Raw genomic sequence first — 22,372 nt, forward strand, 5'->3', positions numbered from 1 at the left:
ATGCACGAACGTAATGCAATACGTTTTAAACAAAGTAGGAATAAATCATGTGGATTGGAATAATTACGTTATTCCCCGAAATGTTTAAAGCAATTACGGAATTTGGGGTAACAGGCAGAGCAGTAAAACAGAAACTTCTGCAAGTGCAATGTTGGAATCCGCGCGATTTCACGCTTGATAAGCATAAAACTGTGGATGATCGCCCTTATGGCGGTGGTCCGGGAATGCTGATGATGGTACAACCTTTGCGGGATGCGATTCAGGCAGCGAAGACAGTAGCAGGAGAAGGTGTAAAGGTAATTTATCTTTCGCCACAAGGACGTAAACTTGAACAATCCGGTGTGACGGAACTGGCTCAAAATCAAAAATTGATTTTAGTTTGTGGACGTTACGAGGGAATTGACGAGAGATTGATTCAAACTGAAATTGATGAAGAATGGTCAATCGGGGATTACGTTCTAACCGGTGGGGAATTACCGGCAATGACATTAATTGATGCTGTTGCCAGATTTATTCCCGGTGTATTGGGAAAACAAGCTTCCGCAGAAGAGGATTCTTTCGCAGATGGTCTGTTAGATTGCCCGCATTACACAAGACCGGTTGTATTGGAAGGCTTAACTGTGCCGCCGGTGCTGATGTCGGGGCATCACGAAGAAATTCGTAAATGGCGATTAAAAAAATCGCTGGAAAGAACGTGGCTCCGCCGCCCTGAGCTCTTAGAAGGCCTAGCTCTGACTGACGAACAATCAAAGCTGTTAAAGGAAGTGAAAGCGGAAAATAACGGCATAATCAGTTAAATCTAGGATCAAAGGATCAAAAAATGTCTAACATTATTAAACAACTTGAACAAGAACAACTAAAACAAAACCTACCGAGCTTTCGTCCGGGTGATACTTTAGAAGTTAAAGTATGGGTAGTGGAAGGTAGTAAACGTCGTTTGCAAGCGTTCGAAGGCGTGGTTATTGCAATTCGTAACCGCGGCTTGCACTCTGCATTTACTTTACGTAAAGTTTCAAACGGTGTTGGTGTTGAACGTGTATTCCAAACTCACTCTCCGGTCGTTGAGTCAATTGCTGTGAAACGTAAAGGTGCGGTACGTAAAGCTAAACTTTACTACTTACGTGAGCGTTCAGGTAAATCAGCTCGTATTAAAGAGCGTTTGGGCGAATAGTTTCGTGATAAAAAGGCTTGGTTTTCCAAGCCTTTTTTGTTATAGAAATCGTTAAAATTTAACAAAACTTGCAAAATATCAAATTTTTTTGAAATAAAATTTGTCGTTTATTGCAATGTATAGATAAGAGAGTAAAATAGCACCAATTATAATTAATAAAAAAAGAGTCATCATTGAGGTTTATGTCAGATATAAAAACTTCTTCTATAGTCGCGCTAACTCCGCTTGAAGCGACAAACTTTGCGGAAGAGGCAGCGGTCTATAAAGCAAAAAAACGTCCATTTCTTTCTTTTATGTCAGGCATTAGTGCGGGTGCGTGCATTGCGTTGGCATTCATTTTTTATACCACAACACAAACCGCATCAGCAGGTGCACCTTGGGGCTTAACCAAATTAGTCGGTGGTTTAGTTTTCTCTATCGGGGTGATTATGGTTGTTTTGTTAGGGTCAGAACTTTTTACTTCATCAACTCTTACACTTATCGCCCGTATTGGAGGAAAAATCACAACGTGGCAAATGATTCGTAATTGGATCGCAGTCTATTTCGGCAATTTTGCCGGTAGCTTAATTATTGTCGCATTTGTTTGGTTTGGTGGGCAAACGATGACCGCAAACGGGCAGTGGGGATTGACTATTTTAACTACAGCCCAGCATAAGATTCACCATACTTGGGTTGAAGCCTTTAACTTAGGTATTTTGTGTAACATTATGGTGTGTTTGGCAGTTTGGTTATCCTATTCGGGGAGAACCGTTATTGACAAAGCATTCATTATGATTATGCCGATCGGTTTATTTGTCGCATCCGGTTTCGAGCACTGTGTGGCAAATATGTTTATGATTCCAATGGGAATTATTACTGCACATTATAGTACCCCTGAATTTTGGCAACAATTGGGTATTGAAGCGGGTAAATACGCAGATTTAGACGTTTATCATTTTATTATTAAGAATTTAATCCCGGTGACGTTGGGAAATATTGTGGGTGGCGCAGTTTGTGTCGGCTTATTCCAACGTTACCTAACAAAATCCCACTAATTGACGAATTGAAACAATTTATTTTTATTAATTAACAAAGGAAATGACTATGTCAGAACTTAATGAAGCGCAAAAAGTTGCTTGGGCCGGTTTTAGCGGTGGCGATTGGCAGGAAAATGTCAATGTACGTGACTTTATTCAAAAAAACTATACCCCGTATGAAGGTGATGACTCTTTCTTAGCAGGACCGACCGAGGCTACAACGAAGCTTTGGGAATCCGTAATGGAAGGCATCAAAATTGAAAACCGTACACACGCGCCATTAGATTTTGATGAACATACGCCATCAACGATCACTTCTCACGCACCGGGTTATATCAATAAAGATTTAGAAAAAATCGTTGGTCTTCAAACAGATGAACCTTTAAAACGTGCCATTATGCCATTTGGCGGTATTAAAATGGTGGAAGGATCATGTAAAGTTTATGGTCGGGAACTCGATCCTGAAGTGAAAAAAATCTTTACTGAATACCGTAAAACCCATAACCAGGGTGTATTTGACGTTTACACTCCGGATATTTTACGCTGCCGTAAATCAGGCGTGTTAACCGGTTTGCCTGATGCATACGGTCGTGGCCGTATTATCGGTGACTATCGCCGTGTTGCACTTTATGGTGTCGATTTCTTAATGAAAGATAAATACGCTCAATTTACTTCATTACAAGAAAATCTTGAGAACGGGGTTGATCTTGAAGGTACGATTCGTTTACGTGAAGAAATTGCAGAGCAACACCGCGCATTAAGTCAAATGAAACAAATGGCGGCAAGCTATGGTTTTGATATTTCTAATCCGGCAACGAATGCTCAAGAAGCTATTCAGTGGATGTACTTTGCGTATTTAGCGGCAATCAAATCACAAAATGGTGCTGCGATGTCATTTGGTCGTACGGCAACTTTTATCGATATCTATATCGAACGTGATTTAAAAGCAGGTAAAATCACAGAAACCGAAGCGCAAGAGTTAGTGGATCACTTAGTAATGAAATTACGTATGGTTCGTTTCTTACGTACACCTGAATACGATCAATTATTCTCCGGTGACCCGATGTGGGCGACTGAAACCATTGCAGGTATGGGGTTAGACGGTCGTACGTTAGTTACCAAAAATACCTTCCGTATTTTACATACCCTTTATAATATGGGTACTTCACCGGAGCCGAACTTAACGATTCTTTGGTCTGAGCAATTACCGGAAAACTTCAAACGTTTCTGTGCGAAAGTTTCTATTGATACTTCATCCGTTCAGTATGAAAACGATGACTTAATGCGTCCGGATTTCAATAATGACGATTATGCAATCGCGTGTTGCGTATCACCAATGGTGGTTGGTAAACAAATGCAATTCTTCGGTGCACGTGCGAACTTGGCAAAAACCTTGTTGTATGCAATCAATGGCGGTATCGATGAAAAATTAGGTATGCAAGTCGGGCCAAAAACAGCTCCGATTACAGATGAAGTGTTAGACTTTGATACTGTGATGACACGTATGGATAGCTTTATGGATTGGTTAGCGAAACAGTATGTGACCGCACTAAACATCATCCACTATATGCACGATAAATATTCATACGAAGCTGCGTTAATGGCGTTACACGATCGTGATGTTTATCGCACAATGGCTTGTGGTATTGCAGGTCTTTCTGTGGCGGCCGACTCACTTTCTGCAATTAAATATGCGAAAGTTAAACCTGTTCGTGGCGACATCAAAGATAAAGAAGGCAATGTAGTTGCATCTAATGTAGCGATTGATTTTGAAATTGAAGGGGAATATCCGCAATACGGTAATAACGACAACCGTGTAGATGATATTGCCTGCGATCTTGTTGAACGCTTTATGAAGAAAATTCAAAAACTCAAAACTTATCGTAATGCAGTGCCTACCCAATCTGTACTTACTATCACTTCTAACGTGGTATATGGTAAGAAAACAGGTAATACCCCTGATGGTCGTCGCGCAGGTGCGCCATTCGGACCGGGTGCAAACCCAATGCACGGTCGTGACCAAAAAGGTGCGGTAGCGTCATTAACTTCTGTGGCTAAACTTCCGTTTGCTTATGCGAAAGACGGTATTTCTTACACCTTCTCCATCGTACCGAATGCTTTGGGTAAAGATGCTGAAGCACAACGTCGCAATCTTGCAGGGTTAATGGACGGTTACTTCCACCACGAAGCGACCGTTGAAGGTGGCCAACACTTAAATGTGAACGTGTTAAACCGTGAAATGTTGTTGGACGCAATGGAACATCCTGAGAAATATCCTCAGTTAACGATTCGTGTTTCAGGCTATGCCGTACGTTTTAACTCTTTAACGAAAGAGCAACAACAAGACGTTATCACACGTACTTTCACACAAACAATGTAAAATATTGTGAAATCTAACCGCACTTTAGCGGGAACATACATTATGAGCCTGATTTAGTCGGGCTCATTTTTTATTATTGTGTATTCTGATAAAATTTAGCTATATCTTTTGATTGTGAGTTTATTATGTCTGTTTTAGGAAGAATCCATTCATTTGAGTCCTGCGGTACCGTTGATGGGCCGGGTATTCGTTTTATTTTATTTATGCAAGGCTGTTTAATGCGTTGTAAATATTGCCATAACCGGGATACTTGGGATTTAGATGGTGGGAGAGAAATCAGTGTAGAAGAATTGATGAAAGAAGTGGTGAGTTATCGCCATTTTATGAATGCCACAGGGGGCGGTGTTACTGCATCAGGCGGAGAGGCTGTTCTTCAAGCCGAATTTGTGCGTGATTGGTTCCGTGCATGTAGAAAAGAAGGGATTAACACCTGCTTGGATACAAACGGTTTTGTTCGTCATTATGATCACATTATTGATGAATTATTAGATGTGACGGATTTGGTTTTACTTGATCTAAAAGAGCTCAATGATAAGGTTCATCAAAACTTGATTGGCGTACCGAATAAGCGTACGCTTGAATTTGCAAAATATCTGCAAAAACGTCATCAACGAACTTGGATTCGCTATGTTGTCGTACCGGGTTATACGGATAATGATCATGATGTGCATTTGCTTGGGCAGTTTATCGAGGGGATGGAAAATATCGAAAAAGTCGAACTGTTGCCATATCACCGTCTAGGCGCACATAAATGGAAAACCCTAGGATTTGATTATGAACTTGAAGATGTTATGCCGCCAACACGTGAATCTTTAGAACATATCAAATCTATTTTGGAAGGCTACGGGCACACCGTTAAATTTTAATTCACCGTCAGCAGCACTGGCTAAGGAGTAAATATGAAAAAAATACTTTTAACTTTCCCCATCATGCTACTTGCCGCTTGTTCTGTTCAGACACAACAAAATAGAGAACCGCAAGAGGTTAAGTTGATGCCTCCCGCTCAAGATCGTAAAGGGTTCGTCAGATTAGTTAAAGATGTTAATTATTACATTGATACGGACTCAATCTGGGTTGATAACGAAGAGCCTGAAGAGGTACATTTTGATGCCGTGGTGAATTTAGATAAAGGATTGTACGTTTATCCGAAAGAGTCTAAACGTTATGCCCGTTCTGTTCGACAATATAAGATTTTGAATTGTAAGAATTATCGCTTAACGCAGGTTCGAACTGACTTCTATGACGAATTTTGGGGAGAGGGTTTACGAGCTGCCCCGAAAAAACAAAGGAAACATAGTATTCGTTTAACACCAAATACGACACTTTATAATGCGGCACAGATTATTTGTGTCAATTACAGTAAATAACTTTTGAAAACAAAAGGTCGCAATACGCGACCTTTTTAGTGTCTGTTTATTTAAAATGCCAAACGATCACGATTTTTTTCAAGTGTCGCTTTACCGATACCTTGAACCTCAAGCAGTTGCTCCGCTGAGGTAAAATTACCATGCTTTTCACGATATTGTACAATCGCCTCTGCTTTTTTGGCACCAATACCGGTTAAGGATTTTTGGATTTCACTTGCTGTTGCAGTGTTAATATTTAACTTATCACCCACATCGGCGGAAGGGGCTTTTTCGGTTGTTGTTTGTGCTGTTAAGGGCTCTACCGCTTTTTCCTCTGCCAAAACAGATGAACTGACTAATGCGCTTCCCAGAACAAGTGAGCTGATTAAGGTTTTAATTAATTTCATAGTATTTCCTTGTTAGTGATTAAAATGTTGATAAAATCAACGGCATCATTTTTCTTTTTTTACAAAAACAAACAAGAAATCGACCGCACTTTTGCGATCCTGATCGAGAAATTAATGTTAAATAAAATAAAAAACTTAGGTTTATGAGCAAGGGATAGTTGATGTTATATCCAAAATTCAATATTTCTGTTTTTCTCACCGCACTTTTTCTTTCTTTTTCAGCTTACGCCGAACAATTTGTTTCGCTCACCCTCTGTAGCGACCGATTACTGATCGAAATCGCCCGTCCCGAGCAAATTGCAGCAATGTCGCCTTATTCCAAAAAGCCATTGATGATGTTGGATAAACTCAATGTGGACAAACCTATCGTAGAGCCGAATTTAACCGAACTTTTACCCTATTTGGACAAAACTATTCTGCTCAACGAAAATTTTTATCCGCAACTGGTTGAAAGTCTAAAAAGGCTAGGAGTGAAAATTATTCCGGTTAACGATAGCCCTCAAACACCTGATGAATTGTTTAAGTTTATCCTACAATTAGGCGAAATCACCCGAAACCAAGAACACGCCAAAAAATTGGTTTTAAAACTTAAATCGAAAAATTTTAATTTAAATCAAACGCTTACAGATACGCTCATGGTATCCGATACAGGCGTTGCAGAAAGCTATTTACCCCAATATCCGGTATTGCTGAATTTACTTGGGTTACAACCGTTAAAAACACCGCTTACTTTACAAAATTTCTCACTCGAAAAAGTGTTACTCGCCCAACCCCATTTTTTAATCCGTCAAACCGATAACCGGGGCTACAATTTACAAGCCGAATGGCTTTCACACCCCGTTTTGCAACATTTCTTCCGAAATCGACCGCTTGTAACTATCCCTTTGAAATACACTTACTGCTTCGATCATGGCATTTGGCAAGGTGCGGAAAAGATTTATCGGCAGGTGAAACAATGAAAAAACTCAATCTTTTTTTTACCGCACTTTTAGTGTTTACCACAGGCTTGGCGATATTTTATCAGTTGGGGGATTTTGCGTTGTTGCGAAATGCTGAAGGTATGCCGGCCGATTTGCGATCCCTCGTGCTGTGGGATATTCGCTTGCCACGCATTGGCTTGGCGTTACTTACCGGAGCAAGCTTGGCGGTGGCAGGCAATGCGATGCAGGGGATTTTTCAAAATCCCCTCGCCAGTCCTGGGTTGCTCGGCAGCAGTTCGGGGGCGGCCGCCACCACAGTGTTTTTGCTCTACTATTTTTCCGCACCGCTAAGCCTGCTGTTGCTAGGCGGCGTTAGTGGGGCGTTGGCAAGTTTTTTGGTGGTCTATTTTATCGCGAGAAATCACGGCACAACGATGATGATTTTGGCAGGGCTAGCGGTCAATTTATTGCTTGGCTCAAGTATCGCCTTGCTGCTTTCCAACGCTCAAAGCCCGTGGGCATTGGCAGAGCTTTATCGCTGGCTGCAAGGCTCACTGATGTGGGCAAAGCTTGACACCTTGCTTTTTTCTTTACCCTTCGTGTTGCTTGGTGGCGTTTGTCTATATCGCCAACGGCGATACGTCGATGTACTTACCTTCGGCACTGAGACGGCGAGTACAATGGGAGTAAACCCGAAGCGAAGCTTTTTTATCACGACTTTTGGTGCGGCATTGCTGGTTGGCGTAGTCATTCCACAAACCGGTACAATCGGTTTTATCGGCTTAATCGCCCCTCATTTTGCTCGTATTTTGCTGAAAAAACGCCCATCACAACTCTATTTGACCAGTGGTCTCATCGGGGCGTTATTGGTGTTAACGGCGGATCTGACGATCCTCTATGTACCGTTTTTTAACCGTATCTATATTGGCACGCTCATTTCGATTATCGGGGCCCCGTGCTTGATTTGGATTTTGTTTACCCAACAGCGGAGAATCGCTCAATGATCAAACTCGACAATCTCACCCTGCCCTATGCACTTCGCAATATTTCTTGCCATATCCCGCAAGGGAAATTAGTTGGTATTATGGGGGCGAATGGGTCGGGGAAATCCACCTTGCTTAAAGCCATTGCGGGGATCATTTCGCCTGCAAGCGGTCGGATTTTGCTAAAAAATGGCGATTTAGCCCAGATCTCGGCAAAAGAAAAAAGTCATCAACTTGCCTACTTTGCTCAACAAACTGATATTCATTGGGATTTAGCTGTGCGAGACGTGATTGCTCTCGGGTTACTTTCGCCTTTATCGGAAACCAAAGAACAAGAAAAAGTGCGGTCGATTTCAGAGCAGTTTTCTATTACTCACTTGCTTAATAAACCTTTTCAACAGCTTTCCGGTGGAGAAAAAGCACGTGTTCAATTAGCCCGTTGTTGCATTAAAAATGCCCCTCTACTATTGGCTGACGAACCCATCGCCTCCCTAGATCCCTATTACCAAATCGATATGATGGAGCAACTCAAAGCCCTCAGCCCTGAAATAACCTGTGTGATGGCGATTCACCATTTGTCGCTCGCTTATCGTTTTTGTGATGAGATTATTTTGCTTGCTGATGGAAAAGTGATCGCAAGTGGAGCAACACAAGTGGTCATTAATCACGAAAATTTGGCAAAAGCCTTTGATATTCAAGCGGAAATTGATATGGAAAGAAAAGAGATTTATCGCGTAACGAAATCTTTTAAATAAATCCGCTTGAGCCTGTTGTTTGTTGTTCAATCGAATAAGCAAACCGGAATGATAGTTTGGATTTTAAATAACAGAGGAGTAGAATGGCGAACTTTTCGTTGAGTAATCAACGTATTTTATATCTTCATTTAAGGAATTACGCTATGGCGGTGCTTCATATCATTAAACAAAATCATCTTGAAAAGATTTCCCTTCCTAAACAGCAACAGATTCGTCTTAACGCAGAAACAGATACACAGTATCAACTCGTTGATGAAAATGGACAAGTAATCGACAATATTAAGGCAGAGCTTGTGGGTGATGATCTCACCATTGTTTTAGAAAATGAACAAACGACATTAGTTTTAGAAAATTACAAAACCGCTTATCCGGTAGAAAGTCAGATTTATTTAACAGAGCAAAATGCTGCTGTGGAAAAAATGGCTGAAGCCTCTCAGGTTGTTCAGGCGACTGAAGTAATAAGTCTCAAGCATCTTGCTATTTTTGGTTTAAGTGCTTTAGCGATAGGAGGTGCTTTTTTAATCGCAAAAAATAGAGGAAATGGAGGTTCTTCATCGGCAGAGCAACCGAAGCAGGAAGAAATCGTTCCTCCAACGGAAGAACAACCGAAGCAGGAAGAAATCGTTCCACCGGCAGAACAGCCGAAACAGGAAGAAATTGCTCCACCGGCAGAACAACCGAAGCAGGAAGAAATCGCTCCACCGGCAGAGCAACCGAAGCAGGAAGATATCACGCCACCGGCAGAACAACCGAAGCAGGAAGAAATCGCTCCACCGGCAGAACAGCCTAAACAGGAAGAAATCGCTCCACCGGCAGAACAGCCGAAGCAGGAAGAAATCGTTCCACCGGCAGAACAGCCGAAACAGGAAGAAATCGCTCCACCAGCAGAGCAACCGAAACAGGAAGAAATCGCTCCACCGGCAGAACAACCGAAGCAGGAGGAAATCACACCACCGGCAGAGCAACCGAAGCAGGAAGAAATTACACCACCAGTAGAACCAACAACCCCACCGATTCAACCAACGATTAAACTCAATGAGGTGGCGGAAGATAATATTCTCAATATTAACGAAAGTCAGTCAGATATTTTAATTTCAGGCGTAACGAGCAATATTATTGATGGAAGTTCGGTCATCCTTACCGTGGGCGATACCGAGATCGCAACCTCTGTAGAGAATAATCGCTTCTCTGCTTTCATTCCGGGCATCATTCTTGCGAAAACGAATCAGATTAAAGCAACTGTTCAGCTAACGGATAATGCAGGGAATCCGATTTCTGTTTCTGAGGAAAAAACCTATGAAGTGAATACCGAACTCCCAGCGGTAAATATCACGATTGATCCGATTAACCAAGGTAAAATCCTTAATCAAGCTGATCAAGCAAAAGAAATATTGATCAGCGGAAACATTGAATTAGAAAACGGAGTTCAAATTCTTGAAGTGCAGGTAACTATTGGGCAAGACTCAAGAGTTGCTCAAGTAAATGGGAATGAATGGTCTATCTCTGTTTTAGGGCAAGACTTAACCTCTGCGATCAAACCTGCTATTAGTGTAAAAGCCATCGTGCAAAATGCGGTAGGAAATATTGCAGAGAAGACTAAACAGCAAGACTATGAAGTAGATATTACCCCACCGTCAGCGGCATTAACGCTGAATGATATTACTGCAGATAACATTATCAATCTTGCCGAATCAAAAGGGAATATCACGATTTCGGGTAAAGTCAGCGGGGAAGTTAAAGCTGGCGATGTGGTAACCCTCACGGTTGGAGATCAAGCGGTCGAAAAAGTGGCATTATCTACCAGTGGCGATTTTAGCCTTGAAGTCGAGGCGAGCAAATTAACTCACGGCACAGCGGTAACGGCGAGCTTAGTGATTTCAGACAATGCAGGCAACGAAGCCACGATAAGCCAAACAAAAGCGTATGAGGTAGATTTAGAGATTGATACACCTGAAATCACGCTGACTGTGGCGAATGATAACTTTATCAATGTAAACGAAGGCAAAACTGATGTCGTGGTGAGTGGTTCGGTGAAAAATATTGCTGACGGAGCAAAAGTGCAGTTAAAACTCGGCGAGTTTTCTCAAGAGGTGGATGTACAAAATGGGCAATTTAGCACAACCATTTCAAAAGAGGTAATGTTGGCAAATCGTGCAATTTCTGCCACTGCGGTAAATACGGATAATGCGGGCAATCGTGCAGAAAAAACCGAGACACAAGCCTATGAGGTTGATCCTAATTTAGTCGCCGGTATTCAGCTTACTAAAATTGGGGAAGCATTTTCCACCGAGTTATCAGGCACCACCCGCATCAGTGGTACAGTTGAATTTGATGGCGTTTATGCCCAAGGGCAAAACCCAAGAATGTTGCGTGCGGTGAATGTCGTGATTGGCGAGAAAACCTATACCACAGGTTTTGATGGCAAAACGAAGTCCTTTTATCTCGATATTCCAAATGAGGAGCTTGCTCAATTAAACGGTCAGACGGTGAGTATCAATTTCTTAAATCGCAAAGAGATTTCGCACACGGCTGTTTCTGATACTGATCCGGTCAATTTATTTGAAAATGTGCATACCCTTGAAAAACAAGATGATGGGAGTTATCAGCTGAAAAATTTAGGGGGAACTTATCAAATAAATCAAGGAATCACTTGGCAGCGTGTAGAGGTTCAGGTTAAATCATTCAACCTAGAAAGCAGCGGATTAAATGCGAATAACCAAGTTGAGATCCAACCAAACAAGGCACAGATTACAGGTCGTGTGGACGGTAGTGCGAAAGCCGGTGATCAAGTCGTAGTGAAAATTGGCGATCAAACTTTTGAAACGCAGGTAAAAACTGACCGCACTTTCTTGGTTGAAGTTGATCCAGCACAGTTGGCAAAGCAAGAGAGTGTACAAGCGGTCTTAAAAACGCAAGATATTGCAGGCAAAATGATCACGGTACAAGCTGTGGAAAACTATACTACGCCGAATGTGGTTTCTGCTGAATTTGTATCCCAACGTGAAGTGGCGAAAGCAGATCGAAAAACCGATCACACCAAAGAAGATTATAATTTCCCTTACTTTATCAATGGGTTGTTGATTGATCCGGATATGGGGATCAATACAAGCCTGCCTGTGGGAGGAAATAAAACGCCATTGGTGATTAAATATCACTTTATGACAGCAGAAGAAGCAAAGAACAGCCCAATCCAACAAGATTCTAATCAAGAGGGGCCTAAGTTTGAAGCAGGTGTGTATTTTGATTATGATGATGCACTTAAAGCGCGTATTCGACAGGCTTATAAAGTTTATGAAGAATATTTGAATATACAATTTGTTGAAACGAATAATGCCGCTGAAGCTCAAGCTCGCCATTATCTTGGTCAAGCCCCTGTGGACTTGGTTGCGTCAGGTTCGGTAGGTCATACCCAAAATGTCGGCTTACTTTGGAATAAAACAAACTATGACGTAAATACCCAACAGTTGAAGTTAAACAATCAGATTGATTTTACAAATATTCACGAAATTGGGCATAACTACCATTTGGGGCATACCGAATATAGTGATCCTCAAACGGGACTGCCTACCCCTATTGCAGGATTTGAGAATGAAGCCAACGTTGAATTTAGCGTAATGTCTTACAATGGATTCCTAAACGCCAATCCGATAGTTGGGTTAAGAATGTCTGACTATAGCCCAATGCGTCCGTTTGACTTAGCAACATTACATTATCGCTATGGCGTTAATCCAAATAGCCGTGCAGGGAATGATACTTACGGTTTCCGTGATTACAATGGCTTGGAAACGGATGGTGCTTTATATATTTGGGATGGCGGTGGTGTCGATACCTTTGATGCGTCCAATGAAAATATCGGGGTTAATGTGGATTTAACACCGGGTTCTTGGATTTATCGTGGCACAGAGCGGAAACAATATTTTCTTGCAGAAGGGAGTGAGACTCTCTCTGCACACGAATATTTTGGGCTTGATGCTCAAGCCGTTATTCACGGCAAATTTGCCCCTGAGTTGAGTTTTGGTCCGTTTGGTGTACCAAGTGATAGTATCACTTTCCATAAATATGTGAAGGATCAAGCATTTATTGGTTTTGGAACGCAAATTGAGAACCTAATTGGATCGGCATACGATGATGTGCTAACGGGTAACAATGCAGATAACAATATTCAAGGGGGAGCAGGTAATGACATTATCCGAGGCGGAGCCGGCAATGATTATCTAAACGGTGGCGAAGGGAATGATCAAATGTACGGTGGTGCAGGCGATGATACCTTTGTGGTGGATAACGTTGGCGATAGCGTGATTGAAAACGCTAATGAAGGCACAGATACTGTGATCAGTTCTGTTGATTATACCTTGTCAGAGAATATAGAAAATCTCACCTTAATCGGCACTACTGCGAAACAGGCGACGGGTAATACATTGGATAATGTCTTAACGGCGAATAATATCGGTAATACCTTAAATGGTGGCGAAGGAAATGACCGCTTGATCGGTGGTTTAGGAGATGACACCCTCACAGGTGGAGCCGGTAACGATACCTTTGTGTTCCAAACGGAATTGAACGGCAATATTGACACCATTACCGATTTTGACGGCGGGGATAAAATTGCCCTTTCCAGCGTAATTTTCACCGCTTTAAAACCAGCAATGGCAAACTTTGACGACTATATTCAATACGATAGTGCAAGTGGCAAACTTTCCTACGATGCGGACGGTCAAGGTGGACGAGATGCCGTGCATTTTGCCAACCTCAATACAGGCTTAACGCTCAACCAAAATCAGTATGAGATTGTGTAATCAAGTTAAATAAAGAAAAGGGCAGTTAATCTGCCCTTTAATTTTTCCACACTAATACAAATAAATTCGGTTTTATATTGCAGTATTATGTAGCAATTGCACAAAACATCGTAAATACCATCGTTCCTGTAAGGTGGGCAAATTTTTGCCCACCTTTCTAATTACGATATTTCAATGGTGGGCAACTAGTTGCCCACCCTACCCCAAGAAATATCAAAGCGCTTTGTGCAACTGATACATAATACCGTTATATTGTCTTTGTCAAAATTTCTATTCAGTATTGAAATCTCTATTTGAAGCTATTATTCACGACACTCTAGCCACTTAGTGCGTACGTCCTGTCGATTTTTGTAGTAAACGGATTTATGTTGCGAGGCGACTAAATCAATATACGTCCCTTGAATAGGCTGGTAGGAGCGATAAATTACTTCAAAACGAGTGCCTCGGGCATTGAGTTGTCTATTTTCAATATGGTCAAAAGGTTCTGCTTTGCCGCCGTATGCCAGCACATAAATACCAAAATTATGGGGTAAACGGCTTTCTTTTGAGAGTGGAAAATAGCTCGATAAATAGGTTTCCGACCCCGTTTCCGCATTATAGCAAGTATAGTAGTAGCGTTTATACAAGGCAGGGTTGGATAAATCCGCTTGGCTAATATTCTCTTTTAAATAACCTATTTTGGTGGTGGGTTTGGTTATTTTTTGTGTCGGCGTACAAGCTAATAAAGTGCTTAATATAGCCATTAAAAGAGTGAGTTTAAATTTATTCATAAAACATTCCTAAATTGTTTTTTATTCAAATAAAGGTTGTTGCCCAAGTAAAAATTCAGGTGTAGGTTTGATATTAAAGCCATATTCACTCAAGAACTTTTTTAATGTAGTGATATTATAAAATGAATGGCTATTAGTCGTATTTTGAAAATAGAGATAAAGCCTGTCAAATTCGGCTTTTCTTTGGTGCAGTAATCGTGCTAAGTTTTGCAATTCCGCCTCATTATAACGATAATCGTGGCGTTCTTGGGCAGATTGAGCTTTCCTCCAATTTGGGTTGCGACCGTGTAGGCGTAAATAAGCGGTGCGTTGATTAGCATAAAAACGAAAAGCAGGCAGTCCGATATTTTGTGGATAATCCACGTTACACCAAATTAGATTTTGCTTACCTTGAAAGTAATCCAACACCGATTGCGTATGCCAACTGCCGTGCCGAAATTCGATCGCAAGCGGATAATTTTCAAACCAGCGAACCAATTCAGCGAGATAGTAGCGATTAGCGTGATTTCGCTCAAAGCTGCCAGGAAATTGAACAAACAAATTCGCTAGGCAATGTTGTTCAACCAACGGCTGCAAAGCCCGCAAAAAAACGACCGCTTGTTCTCTGGTAGCCGTGCGTTTATGGCTAAAATCTTGATGTAACTTTACCGAAAACTGCAACCGTCCTTGAGCTTTTTCCACCATCCCTTGCAACGCTTTCACCCCAATGGGAGCGTGAAACGTGCTGTTTATTTCAACGCTATCATAATGTTGGCTATACACTGCTAGAAAATCCTCTTTCTTCGTACCGTATGGATAAAGTGTGCCAAGTAGGTCTGTGTCACTATAACCACCTGTACCGATGTGGATATGGGGAGTTTGCATTGGGTTGTGTGTTTTGGGGCTAAAGGTTGAGTAGTTTAAGGGGAATTGGGGAAAAGGCAAGACTTATTAACAAGGCATAAACTTCCTTTTCAGAAGGATGAGCAATTCCCCTTTGATCTTTCTGAAAGTTGGATGTGGGTGAGGTTGGGGGATATTGGTGAATGGGGAGCTGGAGTGATTCCAAATAGGCACGAGCCTAAAAATATTAGAGGCTGTATTAGGTTAGCAGTTATGCTAGTCTAATACAGCCCCTTATTTTATTATTTAATGTCTCAAAAGTCTGGATTTCAGAAAAGAACTGAGGGAAGTGGTCAACAAAATATTTCTAAGGAGAAAATTGTAAGTTACTTATTCCCCCTCTTTCCGAGTAAAAACATATTGGAAGAAAAGTAGAGATACTTTTTTCATCATTAGATAGATTGAATTGAATAAAAGATAGGCGTGGAGCATCACGCCTTACGATGTCTATTGAATAACATATTTTGTCACAAAACCTATATCTCTAAATCTATTATCATACCTCTTTTCAACTAAAAATAAGGAAAATTAGTATGATTAAATCATTTCAACGTTATCTTTCAAATCAAAATCTGGCAAATAATACAATTTCAGTTTATTTATTTGCCATTAAACAGTTCCAAAACCTCTTCCCGGAAATAACAAAATCAAATCTTAAACAATATAAAACATTCTTAATTGAACATTATAAACCGCAAACTGCTAATTTAAGAATAAGGTCTATTAACTATTATTTAGAGTTTATAAAAAAAGAAAGATTGAAATTAACTTTTGTAAAGGTACAACAAAAAACATTTTTAGAAAATGTAATTAGTGAAGCAGATTATCGTTATTTTAAAGAACGTTTGAAAGCTGATAATAATCTATATTGGTATTTTGTCATTCGCTTTATGGCTGCGACTGGAGCAAGGGTGAGTGAGCTTATACAGTTCAAATGTGAACATATTAAGTTGGGCTATATTGATCTTTATTCAAAAGGTGGAAAATTACGCAGAATTTATATTCCTGAATTATTGCAGAAAGAATGTTTAAAATGGTTAGAAAACATTAACCGACAACACGGATTTATCTTTATAAATCGTTATAATAAAAGAATTACAACTCGTGGTATTGCTGGTCAATTAAAAATTCTTGCTAAACGTTATCAACTAGATCCTAAATTAGTTTATCCTCATTCTTTTAGACATCGTTTTGCAAAAAGTTTTTTAGAACGATTTAATGATCTGGCTTTTTTAGCTGATTTAATGGGACACGAGACTATCGAAACCACTAGAATTTATTTACGCCGAACAAGTACAGAACAACAAGCGATTGTCAATAAAGTGATTGATTGGTAATTTATTATGATATGGGCGTTATAATACGCCCATATTATTATTTTAATTTATCTATTTCTAAAAATAGTTTTTCAATTTTATCTACAATACGTTTTTGTTCATTTAATGGAGGTAACGGAATAAGCCTATTATTTAGATTATCTTGTTTGATTTGATTTATAGTTGTTGTATTAATCCCATCAAAATCATTTCTAAATAAAGGAGAACATAAAAAATGATATATATATTGATTAAATTCACTTCTAAATATAGCCATAAATGCACCAAAAGAAAATCCTTCTTGATCGATAATAGCACATTTTCCAACTAATTTTTTACTGCCATTTCTGGCACAAATTAAAATGTCTCCCTTATTGCATTTTTTTGTTTCGGGTATATCTAAATTTACTTTTACAATCTCATTTAGATCTAATAATCCATTTTTTATGTTTCCGGATCGAAGAACAATAGTACCAAAATTAGATATATTTGAAGGAGAATAAGTCAATCCGATATTTGTTTTACCAATATCCCCCAACCTCACCCAGCACCAATTTTCAGGGATTTCAAATGGCACTTCATCGGCAATACAACGCTCTACCCCATCGATAATCTCATAAGGAATGTTATCCCGCATAATAATCTCTGATTGCCGTTTTGCTTTCTTCAATTTCTTCTCAGAAACCAACCGCACTTTTTCTTGCTGAATACGTTTAACCAACGCAATCGCTGGTTCATCATTTGGGTCTTGTTCGGTTAATTTGCCTTGAATTGCTGCTTGTAAAATGGATTTTTTGAGTTTTTCAGGAAAGGCTTGATCTAAAGCGGTCAATTCTTGCTCTTTCCTGGCATATTGGTCGATAAAGGGAAACAGTTGTTCGATTTTATCGACAATACGATGCTGTTCGGTCAGTGGAGGGAGTGGAATAGTTAATTCTTTGATTGCATTTAAATAAACCCCTTTTTGGGCAGTTCCTTTACTATTAGACACCATTAAATCTAATAAAAATGAGGATTGTAAAGCATAACTAATATATTCAGGAACAATTTGTATTGGCTTAATGACAGCAACACTTCTTTGTAAAGCAAATTTATTATTTGATTTAACTACGGCGGTTCTGCCTATCGTTCCAACAATCGTTAATAAAATATCATTTATTTGAATTTCTGTTCTTTTATTTTCCATTTCCCATTGTGTTTCAGATACCCAACGAGATGCAGATGAAAATTGAATTTTTCCATTAAATATATTTGCAGCACTTAAAATAGGAATACCTGATAAACTATTTGGTGGTGGATTATGAGAACCATCTGTAATTTTTGAAGAAATATCTTCCAACCTCACCCACATCCAACTTTCAGGAAGATCAAAGGGGAATTGCTCATCCTTCTGAAAAGGAAGTTTATCGGTAGATTTTTTGCTTTTTTTTATTTTACCTTCAGCGATAAGTTTTTCTTTCTCTTGGTGAATTTTTTCTAAAAGCACCGAGGCTGGCTCATCATTTGGATCTTGCGATACCAGTTTTCCTTGAATAGCCAGTTGTAAAATAGCGTTTTTTAATTGTTGAGCTTTCATTTCTTGTTTTTAACCTGTTTTACTAATGCTTCAAGCATTGCTAAGTCTTCTTGTTCTGTATTTAATTTGAGGGTGCTCGGGGTTTTTGGCTGAAGATTGCAATTGTTCTGAAGTAAACTTTTTCATTTGTGTACGGCTTCTATTTCCTTTTGTAGTAAGAACCTCAAAGCCGTTATCCTCAATAATGCTATCCGGTTTGTTTTGTTACCGCATAAATCAATTTATTTTGTACTTCAGCGAAGAACATTTCGGTGGCTTTGTCGCTTTTATCATAATCGCTGGATAGTTTAAAAAGCTCCCGTACTTTTTGATAAAACCGAATTTCGCTGGCACGAATATCACGAATCCGTTCTAGTAATTCATCAAGGTGATCGGCTCGTCCTTGAGGATTTTTCAAACGTTCATCATTGAGCAAAAAGCCCTTTTCGAGATAGATTTTTAAATGGGTATTTGTCCAACGGCGAAACTGTATGCCACGAGGGCTACTCACACGAAAACCCACCGCTAAAACCATTTCAAGAGCATAGTGTTTTACTTGATAATTTTTGCCATCAGGGACAGTTATAAAGAAATCCTTTTATAGCTGAAATTTCATTTAAGCCCTTGTCTTTTATAATGTTTTTAATATGCAGGCCGATATTTTGAACAGAGGTGTCAAAAAGTTCTGCTAGCTGATTTTGGTTAAGCCATACTTCGTTGCCCTGTACAAAAAGAGATACTTTACTTTTTCCGTCTTCGGTATTGTAAATAATCAAATATGACATTTTCCCTCTATAATTTAATTCCCAAGATCCCTGTAATTTCGGCTAGAATTTGGTCAATATCGGCATTTAAAGCGGTGCGTTTTTGTTGATAATTTGCAATTAGCTCATTAGGGGGTAAAATTTTCTCTTCTTTATGAGGGAAACCGCATAAGTCGATATTAAATTGGCGGTCGGCAATCTCTTGGTAAGAGTAGCTTTTCGCTTTATCGAAACCGTCAATTTCAATCGGCTGTCGGTTGTGCCACCACTTTATGACTTCGTTGAAATGTTCTAATTTCATCGGCTTGGTTTTCGAGAAATTTTTATACCCTTCAGGCATATCAAGGCGATAAAACCACGTTTCTGTCGTTGGTTGGCTGTTATCAAAAAAGAGAATATTGGTCGTGATTGAGGTATAAGGGGCAAAAACGCTATGGGGGAGGCGAATAACCGTGTGCAAATTCATTTCGCTCATCAGTTTTTGCTTAATCGCCACTTTGGCGTTATCCGTACCGAATAGAAAGCCATCAGGGAGTACAATCGCCCCCCGCCCGTTTTTCTTTAAGCGATACATAATCACAGACATAAACAGATCTGCTGTTTCACTGCTGCGTAATGCGGTAGGGAAATTCATTTTGATCTGGTCAATCTCGCTCCCTCCATAGGGGGGATTCATCAAAATCACATCAAATTTTTCCTCTTCGGTGTAATCTTTGATGTTTTTTTCTAACGCATTGTCGTGATGGACATTTGGGTTATCAATATCGTGGAGCAATAAATTTGTTACACAAAGCAAGTGCGGTAAGGCTTTTTTCTCAATGCCATAGACGGAATGATTAAACAAAGTGCGGTCAGAAACGGACTGGATTTGTTTTTCTAGTATCTTTAATGCCGATATTAAAAATCCCCCTGTGCCACAGGCAAAATCGGCAATTTTTTCCCCTAGTTTTGGGGCGAGCATCTGCACCATAAAATCGGTCACGGCTCGTGGCGTATAAAATTCCCCTGCATTGCCTGCACTCTGTAAACTTTTCAGGATATTTTCATAAATATCACCGAAAGCGTGGCGTTCTTGATATTCATCGAAATTAATTTCATCAATAATGTTAATGACTTGGCGTAACAATACGCCATTTTTCATATAGTTATTATTATTTTCAAATGCAGCCTGAAGAATTCGCTGATTCACTGGTGTATTTGCTGAAATCAGCAGGTTTTTTAAGGTAGGGAATAACTCGTTATTGACGAAATTCAATAATTCATCGCCCGTCATAGCCTTGCCGTCTTTATTGTCTTTTGCCCAGTTTGACCAACGTAAAAAATCAGGCAAAATGGAGCGATAATTGCCGTCAATCAGTTCCCATTCTTGTTCTTTTGCATCGTAAATTTTGAGAAATAAAATCCAGACGATTTGCTCAATACGTTGGGCATCACCGTTGATCCCGGCATCGTTTCGCATTACATCTTGCAGACGCTTTACGAGGTTGTTTAGGCTCATTGTTGTTTTATCCTATGATGAGTTAATTATTGTTATTAAAATAAATTGGAGAAATTGCGATGTTATTTCGGTCGGTTAATCGCTATAAAGTAGGTTTTCTAGTCCTTTCACTGCTTTTTGATAAAGATCTTTACCGCCAAATTTTTTCACAATGGAAATCAATCCGCCAAAAGGTTTAAATTGGCTATTTTTAAGGATTTCAGGTTTGCTGAGGGCTTTTATACCTGACTTGGTGTATTCCTCTAAAATCAACCCCAGCATTTGCTGATTTTCTGCGTTGTATTGTTCCACGTAACCGCTTTGTTTCACTTTGGCTAGAGAGCAATATCTTCTGAAACCAATTCCCCCTGTTCATTAAGATATTGTACTTTTTTATCGAGAATGCGTAATAATAATTTTCCGGCTTCGATCACGATCGTCGGTTTATAAGTCGCTTCAGGCTCTCTTACCTCATCATCATTATTGTGCGATCCTGCGGTGTCTTTTTCTTTTCCGGTTTTAGTTGTGTCATCATCAGGATCTAAAATGATGATAGGATCGCCATCAAAATTGGGATCAGCGAATAGATCTGTTCCCTCCTAAAATCCATAATTGTAAAAAAGATTTGCCGGCATCAGGGCGTAGTCGTGTGCCTCGTCCGATAGTTTGCTTAAATTCTGTCATGGATTGAATATTCGCATCCAGCACAACCAATTTGCAGGTTTTACTATCTACACCTGTTGTCATTAGTTTGGAGGTTGCTGCTATCACAGGGTAGTTGTTTCCCTCATTATGGACATCGCAAAATTCTTCTAAATCGGTATTTTTACCTGTTTGATTGCCTGTAATTTGGCGAATATATTTGGGATTTTGTGCCAGAATATCTGCGTTCAGCGCCTTATGTTTTACCCCGCTTGTGCGTAGCCGATGAATGATCCGAAAGGCGGTGTATTGCTGTTTCCTGCGATGTTCTAATTCTTGTGGAGTGGGGAATTGCGCCATTGGCAAGGTGCGTTGTTTACCCGTGAGAAAATCGTGTTTGACAAATTCATCGCCGTTTGAACTATACGCAAACGGAATATCCGGCAACTGTGCATAGTCCATCGCCTGTTGCAAACCGTCTCTCACCGTATGCTTATTATCCCTTGCCTCCACCACGGCAATTTTGCAATTAGCGGATTCATACAACAGATAATCCGCCCGTTTGCCCTCTTTACGGCTGGCTTTTTTGCTTTTGGATCAATCAACATCCGCCCATCGGTAAACTGTTTGTCCGCTTTAAACGAGTATTCCTCTCGAATCTGCCTATCATTCCAACCTGCATTTCTAATCGCAGAAGTAATAAATTTGGAACGAATATCCGTTTCCGACATCGCACGTTTTTCTGCTAGGCTAAACATAAACTTCCTTCCGATAAGTGTTTGTTATCGGAAGATTATAGTGTAATGCTTTAATTTCCTGCAATATTTCAAAGATTGTTTTTGACAAACTTTCCTAAAAAAGAATATAGAGAGATAAAAAACCTACACAGGATGCCAAATAACAATGCCTTGAAATGGTACTTTGTCAAACGGTAACCTCCATCTAAATTTACAAATGAAGTGTGACATAACTATTTTATCGCCGAGCCCAAAGGCTCAAGCGAAGAAAACCAGCTCCGCACCACCGAACGGCATAAAATCGACAGTGCCAAACGCTTTTTCAAAGCCCTTAACCAAGAAACCACCGACCCAAAAGTGCGTTATGGCGTAGTGAGTGAATTTGGTGAAGTAGAAAAGAGAGATAAGGATAAAATTTATTCTCCCTTGACTTGAGCCTACGCAAATTATTGTAT

General features: G+C 40.0%; 17 protein-coding genes and 2 pseudogenes. 12 read left to right on the forward strand and 7 right to left on the reverse strand.

Annotated features, from left to right (window positions below):
• Positions 1-47 precede the first annotated feature (47 nt).
• The 6 genes from trmD to IHV77_RS04630 all read left to right on the forward strand — a co-directional run bounded on the left by trmD (position 48) and on the right by IHV77_RS04630 (position 5,934).
• The gene (trmD, locus tag IHV77_RS04605) at positions 48-797 is read left to right on the forward strand and encodes a tRNA (guanosine(37)-N1)-methyltransferase TrmD (RefSeq protein WP_194812937.1); all 750 of its coding nucleotides are present in this window, start codon (positions 48-50) and stop codon (positions 795-797) included.
• A gap of 23 nt (positions 798-820) precedes the next feature.
• Positions 821-1,171 carry a 50S ribosomal protein L19 gene (rplS, locus tag IHV77_RS04610; RefSeq protein ID WP_194812938.1) on the forward strand — a complete coding sequence of 117 codons (351 nt, stop codon included), beginning with the start codon at positions 821-823 and terminating at the stop codon, positions 1,169-1,171.
• Between the two features lie 182 nt (positions 1,172-1,353).
• Positions 1,354-2,205 carry a formate transporter FocA gene (focA, locus tag IHV77_RS04615; RefSeq protein ID WP_194812939.1) on the forward strand — a complete coding sequence of 284 codons (852 nt, stop codon included), beginning with the start codon at positions 1,354-1,356 and terminating at the stop codon, positions 2,203-2,205.
• A gap of 49 nt (positions 2,206-2,254) precedes the next feature.
• Positions 2,255-4,567, forward strand: coding sequence for a formate C-acetyltransferase (gene pflB, locus IHV77_RS04620; protein ID WP_194812940.1), 2,313 nt, complete (start codon positions 2,255-2,257; stop codon positions 4,565-4,567).
• Positions 4,568-4,692: 125 nt separating this feature from the next.
• Complete coding sequence (gene pflA / locus IHV77_RS04625; protein ID WP_194812941.1) at positions 4,693-5,433, forward strand: pyruvate formate lyase 1-activating protein; 741 nt, start codon at positions 4,693-4,695, stop codon at positions 5,431-5,433.
• A gap of 33 nt (positions 5,434-5,466) precedes the next feature.
• On the forward strand, positions 5,467-5,934 hold the full coding sequence (locus IHV77_RS04630; protein WP_194812942.1) for a surface-adhesin E family protein: 468 nt from the start codon (positions 5,467-5,469) through the stop codon (positions 5,932-5,934).
• A gap of 50 nt (positions 5,935-5,984) precedes the next feature.
• On the opposite strand, the gene IHV77_RS04635 is transcribed toward IHV77_RS04630, so the two are convergent.
• Positions 5,985-6,320, reverse strand: coding sequence for a helix-hairpin-helix domain-containing protein (locus IHV77_RS04635; RefSeq protein WP_194812943.1), 336 nt, complete (start codon positions 6,318-6,320; stop codon positions 5,985-5,987).
• A gap of 161 nt (positions 6,321-6,481) precedes the next feature.
• Between IHV77_RS04635 and IHV77_RS04640 the strand changes: the two genes are divergently transcribed.
• The 4 genes from IHV77_RS04640 to IHV77_RS04655 all read left to right on the forward strand — a co-directional run bounded on the left by IHV77_RS04640 (position 6,482) and on the right by IHV77_RS04655 (position 13,774).
• Positions 6,482-7,279: a TroA family protein gene (locus IHV77_RS04640; protein ID WP_194812944.1), complete on the forward strand. Its 798-nt coding sequence runs from the start codon at positions 6,482-6,484 to the stop codon at positions 7,277-7,279.
• Positions 7,276-8,244, forward strand: a complete 969-nt coding sequence (locus IHV77_RS04645; RefSeq protein WP_194812945.1) for a FecCD family ABC transporter permease — start codon at positions 7,276-7,278, stop codon at positions 8,242-8,244. The genes IHV77_RS04640 and IHV77_RS04645 overlap by 4 nt, the downstream gene beginning before the upstream one ends.
• Positions 8,241-8,978 (forward strand): ABC transporter ATP-binding protein, encoded by a 738-nt coding sequence (locus IHV77_RS04650; RefSeq protein ID WP_194812946.1) that lies wholly within the window; start codon positions 8,241-8,243, stop codon positions 8,976-8,978. Before IHV77_RS04645 ends, IHV77_RS04650 begins: the two co-directional genes overlap by 4 nt.
• A gap of 83 nt (positions 8,979-9,061) precedes the next feature.
• Positions 9,062-13,774: an Ig-like domain-containing protein gene (locus IHV77_RS04655; RefSeq protein ID WP_194812947.1), complete on the forward strand. Its 4,713-nt coding sequence runs from the start codon at positions 9,062-9,064 to the stop codon at positions 13,772-13,774.
• 302 nt (positions 13,775-14,076) lie between these two features.
• Here the strand turns inward: IHV77_RS04655 and IHV77_RS04660 are convergent, their stop codons facing one another.
• A complete protein-coding gene (locus tag IHV77_RS04660; RefSeq protein WP_194812948.1) occupies positions 14,077-14,544 on the reverse strand; it encodes a hypothetical protein in 468 nt (155 codons plus the stop codon).
• A 21-nt stretch (positions 14,545-14,565) separates the two neighbouring features.
• A complete protein-coding gene (locus IHV77_RS04665) occupies positions 14,566-15,408 on the reverse strand; it encodes a DUF72 domain-containing protein (RefSeq protein WP_194812949.1) in 843 nt (280 codons plus the stop codon).
• Between the two features lie 551 nt (positions 15,409-15,959).
• Between IHV77_RS04665 and IHV77_RS04670 the strand changes: the two genes are divergently transcribed.
• Positions 15,960-16,763 (forward strand): tyrosine-type recombinase/integrase, encoded by an 804-nt coding sequence (locus IHV77_RS04670; RefSeq protein WP_194812950.1) that lies wholly within the window; start codon positions 15,960-15,962, stop codon positions 16,761-16,763.
• Positions 16,764-16,800: 37 nt separating this feature from the next.
• Here IHV77_RS04670 and IHV77_RS04675 read toward each other — a convergent pair whose 3' ends face one another.
• From IHV77_RS04675 to IHV77_RS12035, 4 genes and pseudogenes are all read right to left on the reverse strand, one after another.
• Entirely contained in the window at positions 16,801-18,318 is a 1,518-nt protein-coding gene (locus tag IHV77_RS04675; protein WP_194812951.1) for a restriction endonuclease subunit S, read from the reverse strand.
• Positions 18,319-18,511: 193 nt separating this feature from the next.
• A pseudogene (gene rhuM, locus IHV77_RS11975) lies at positions 18,512-19,082 on the reverse strand (RhuM family protein); the annotation flags it as partial.
• A gap of 7 nt (positions 19,083-19,089) precedes the next feature.
• Positions 19,090-20,559: a class I SAM-dependent DNA methyltransferase gene (locus IHV77_RS04685; protein WP_194812952.1), complete on the reverse strand. Its 1,470-nt coding sequence runs from the start codon at positions 20,557-20,559 to the stop codon at positions 19,090-19,092.
• Positions 20,560-20,634: 75 nt separating this feature from the next.
• A pseudogene (locus IHV77_RS12035) lies at positions 20,635-21,938 on the reverse strand (type I restriction-modification enzyme R subunit C-terminal domain-containing protein).
• A 219-nt stretch (positions 21,939-22,157) separates the two neighbouring features.
• Here IHV77_RS12035 and IHV77_RS12040 point away from each other — a divergent pair.
• Positions 22,158-22,352 (forward strand): restriction endonuclease, encoded by a 195-nt coding sequence (locus IHV77_RS12040; protein ID WP_408635292.1) that lies wholly within the window; start codon positions 22,158-22,160, stop codon positions 22,350-22,352.
• The last annotated feature ends 20 nt before the right edge of the window (positions 22,353-22,372 follow it).

The sequence above is a fragment of the Rodentibacter haemolyticus genome (genome assembly GCF_015356115.1).
Classification (GTDB): Bacteria; Pseudomonadota; Gammaproteobacteria; order Enterobacterales; family Pasteurellaceae; genus Rodentibacter; species Rodentibacter haemolyticus.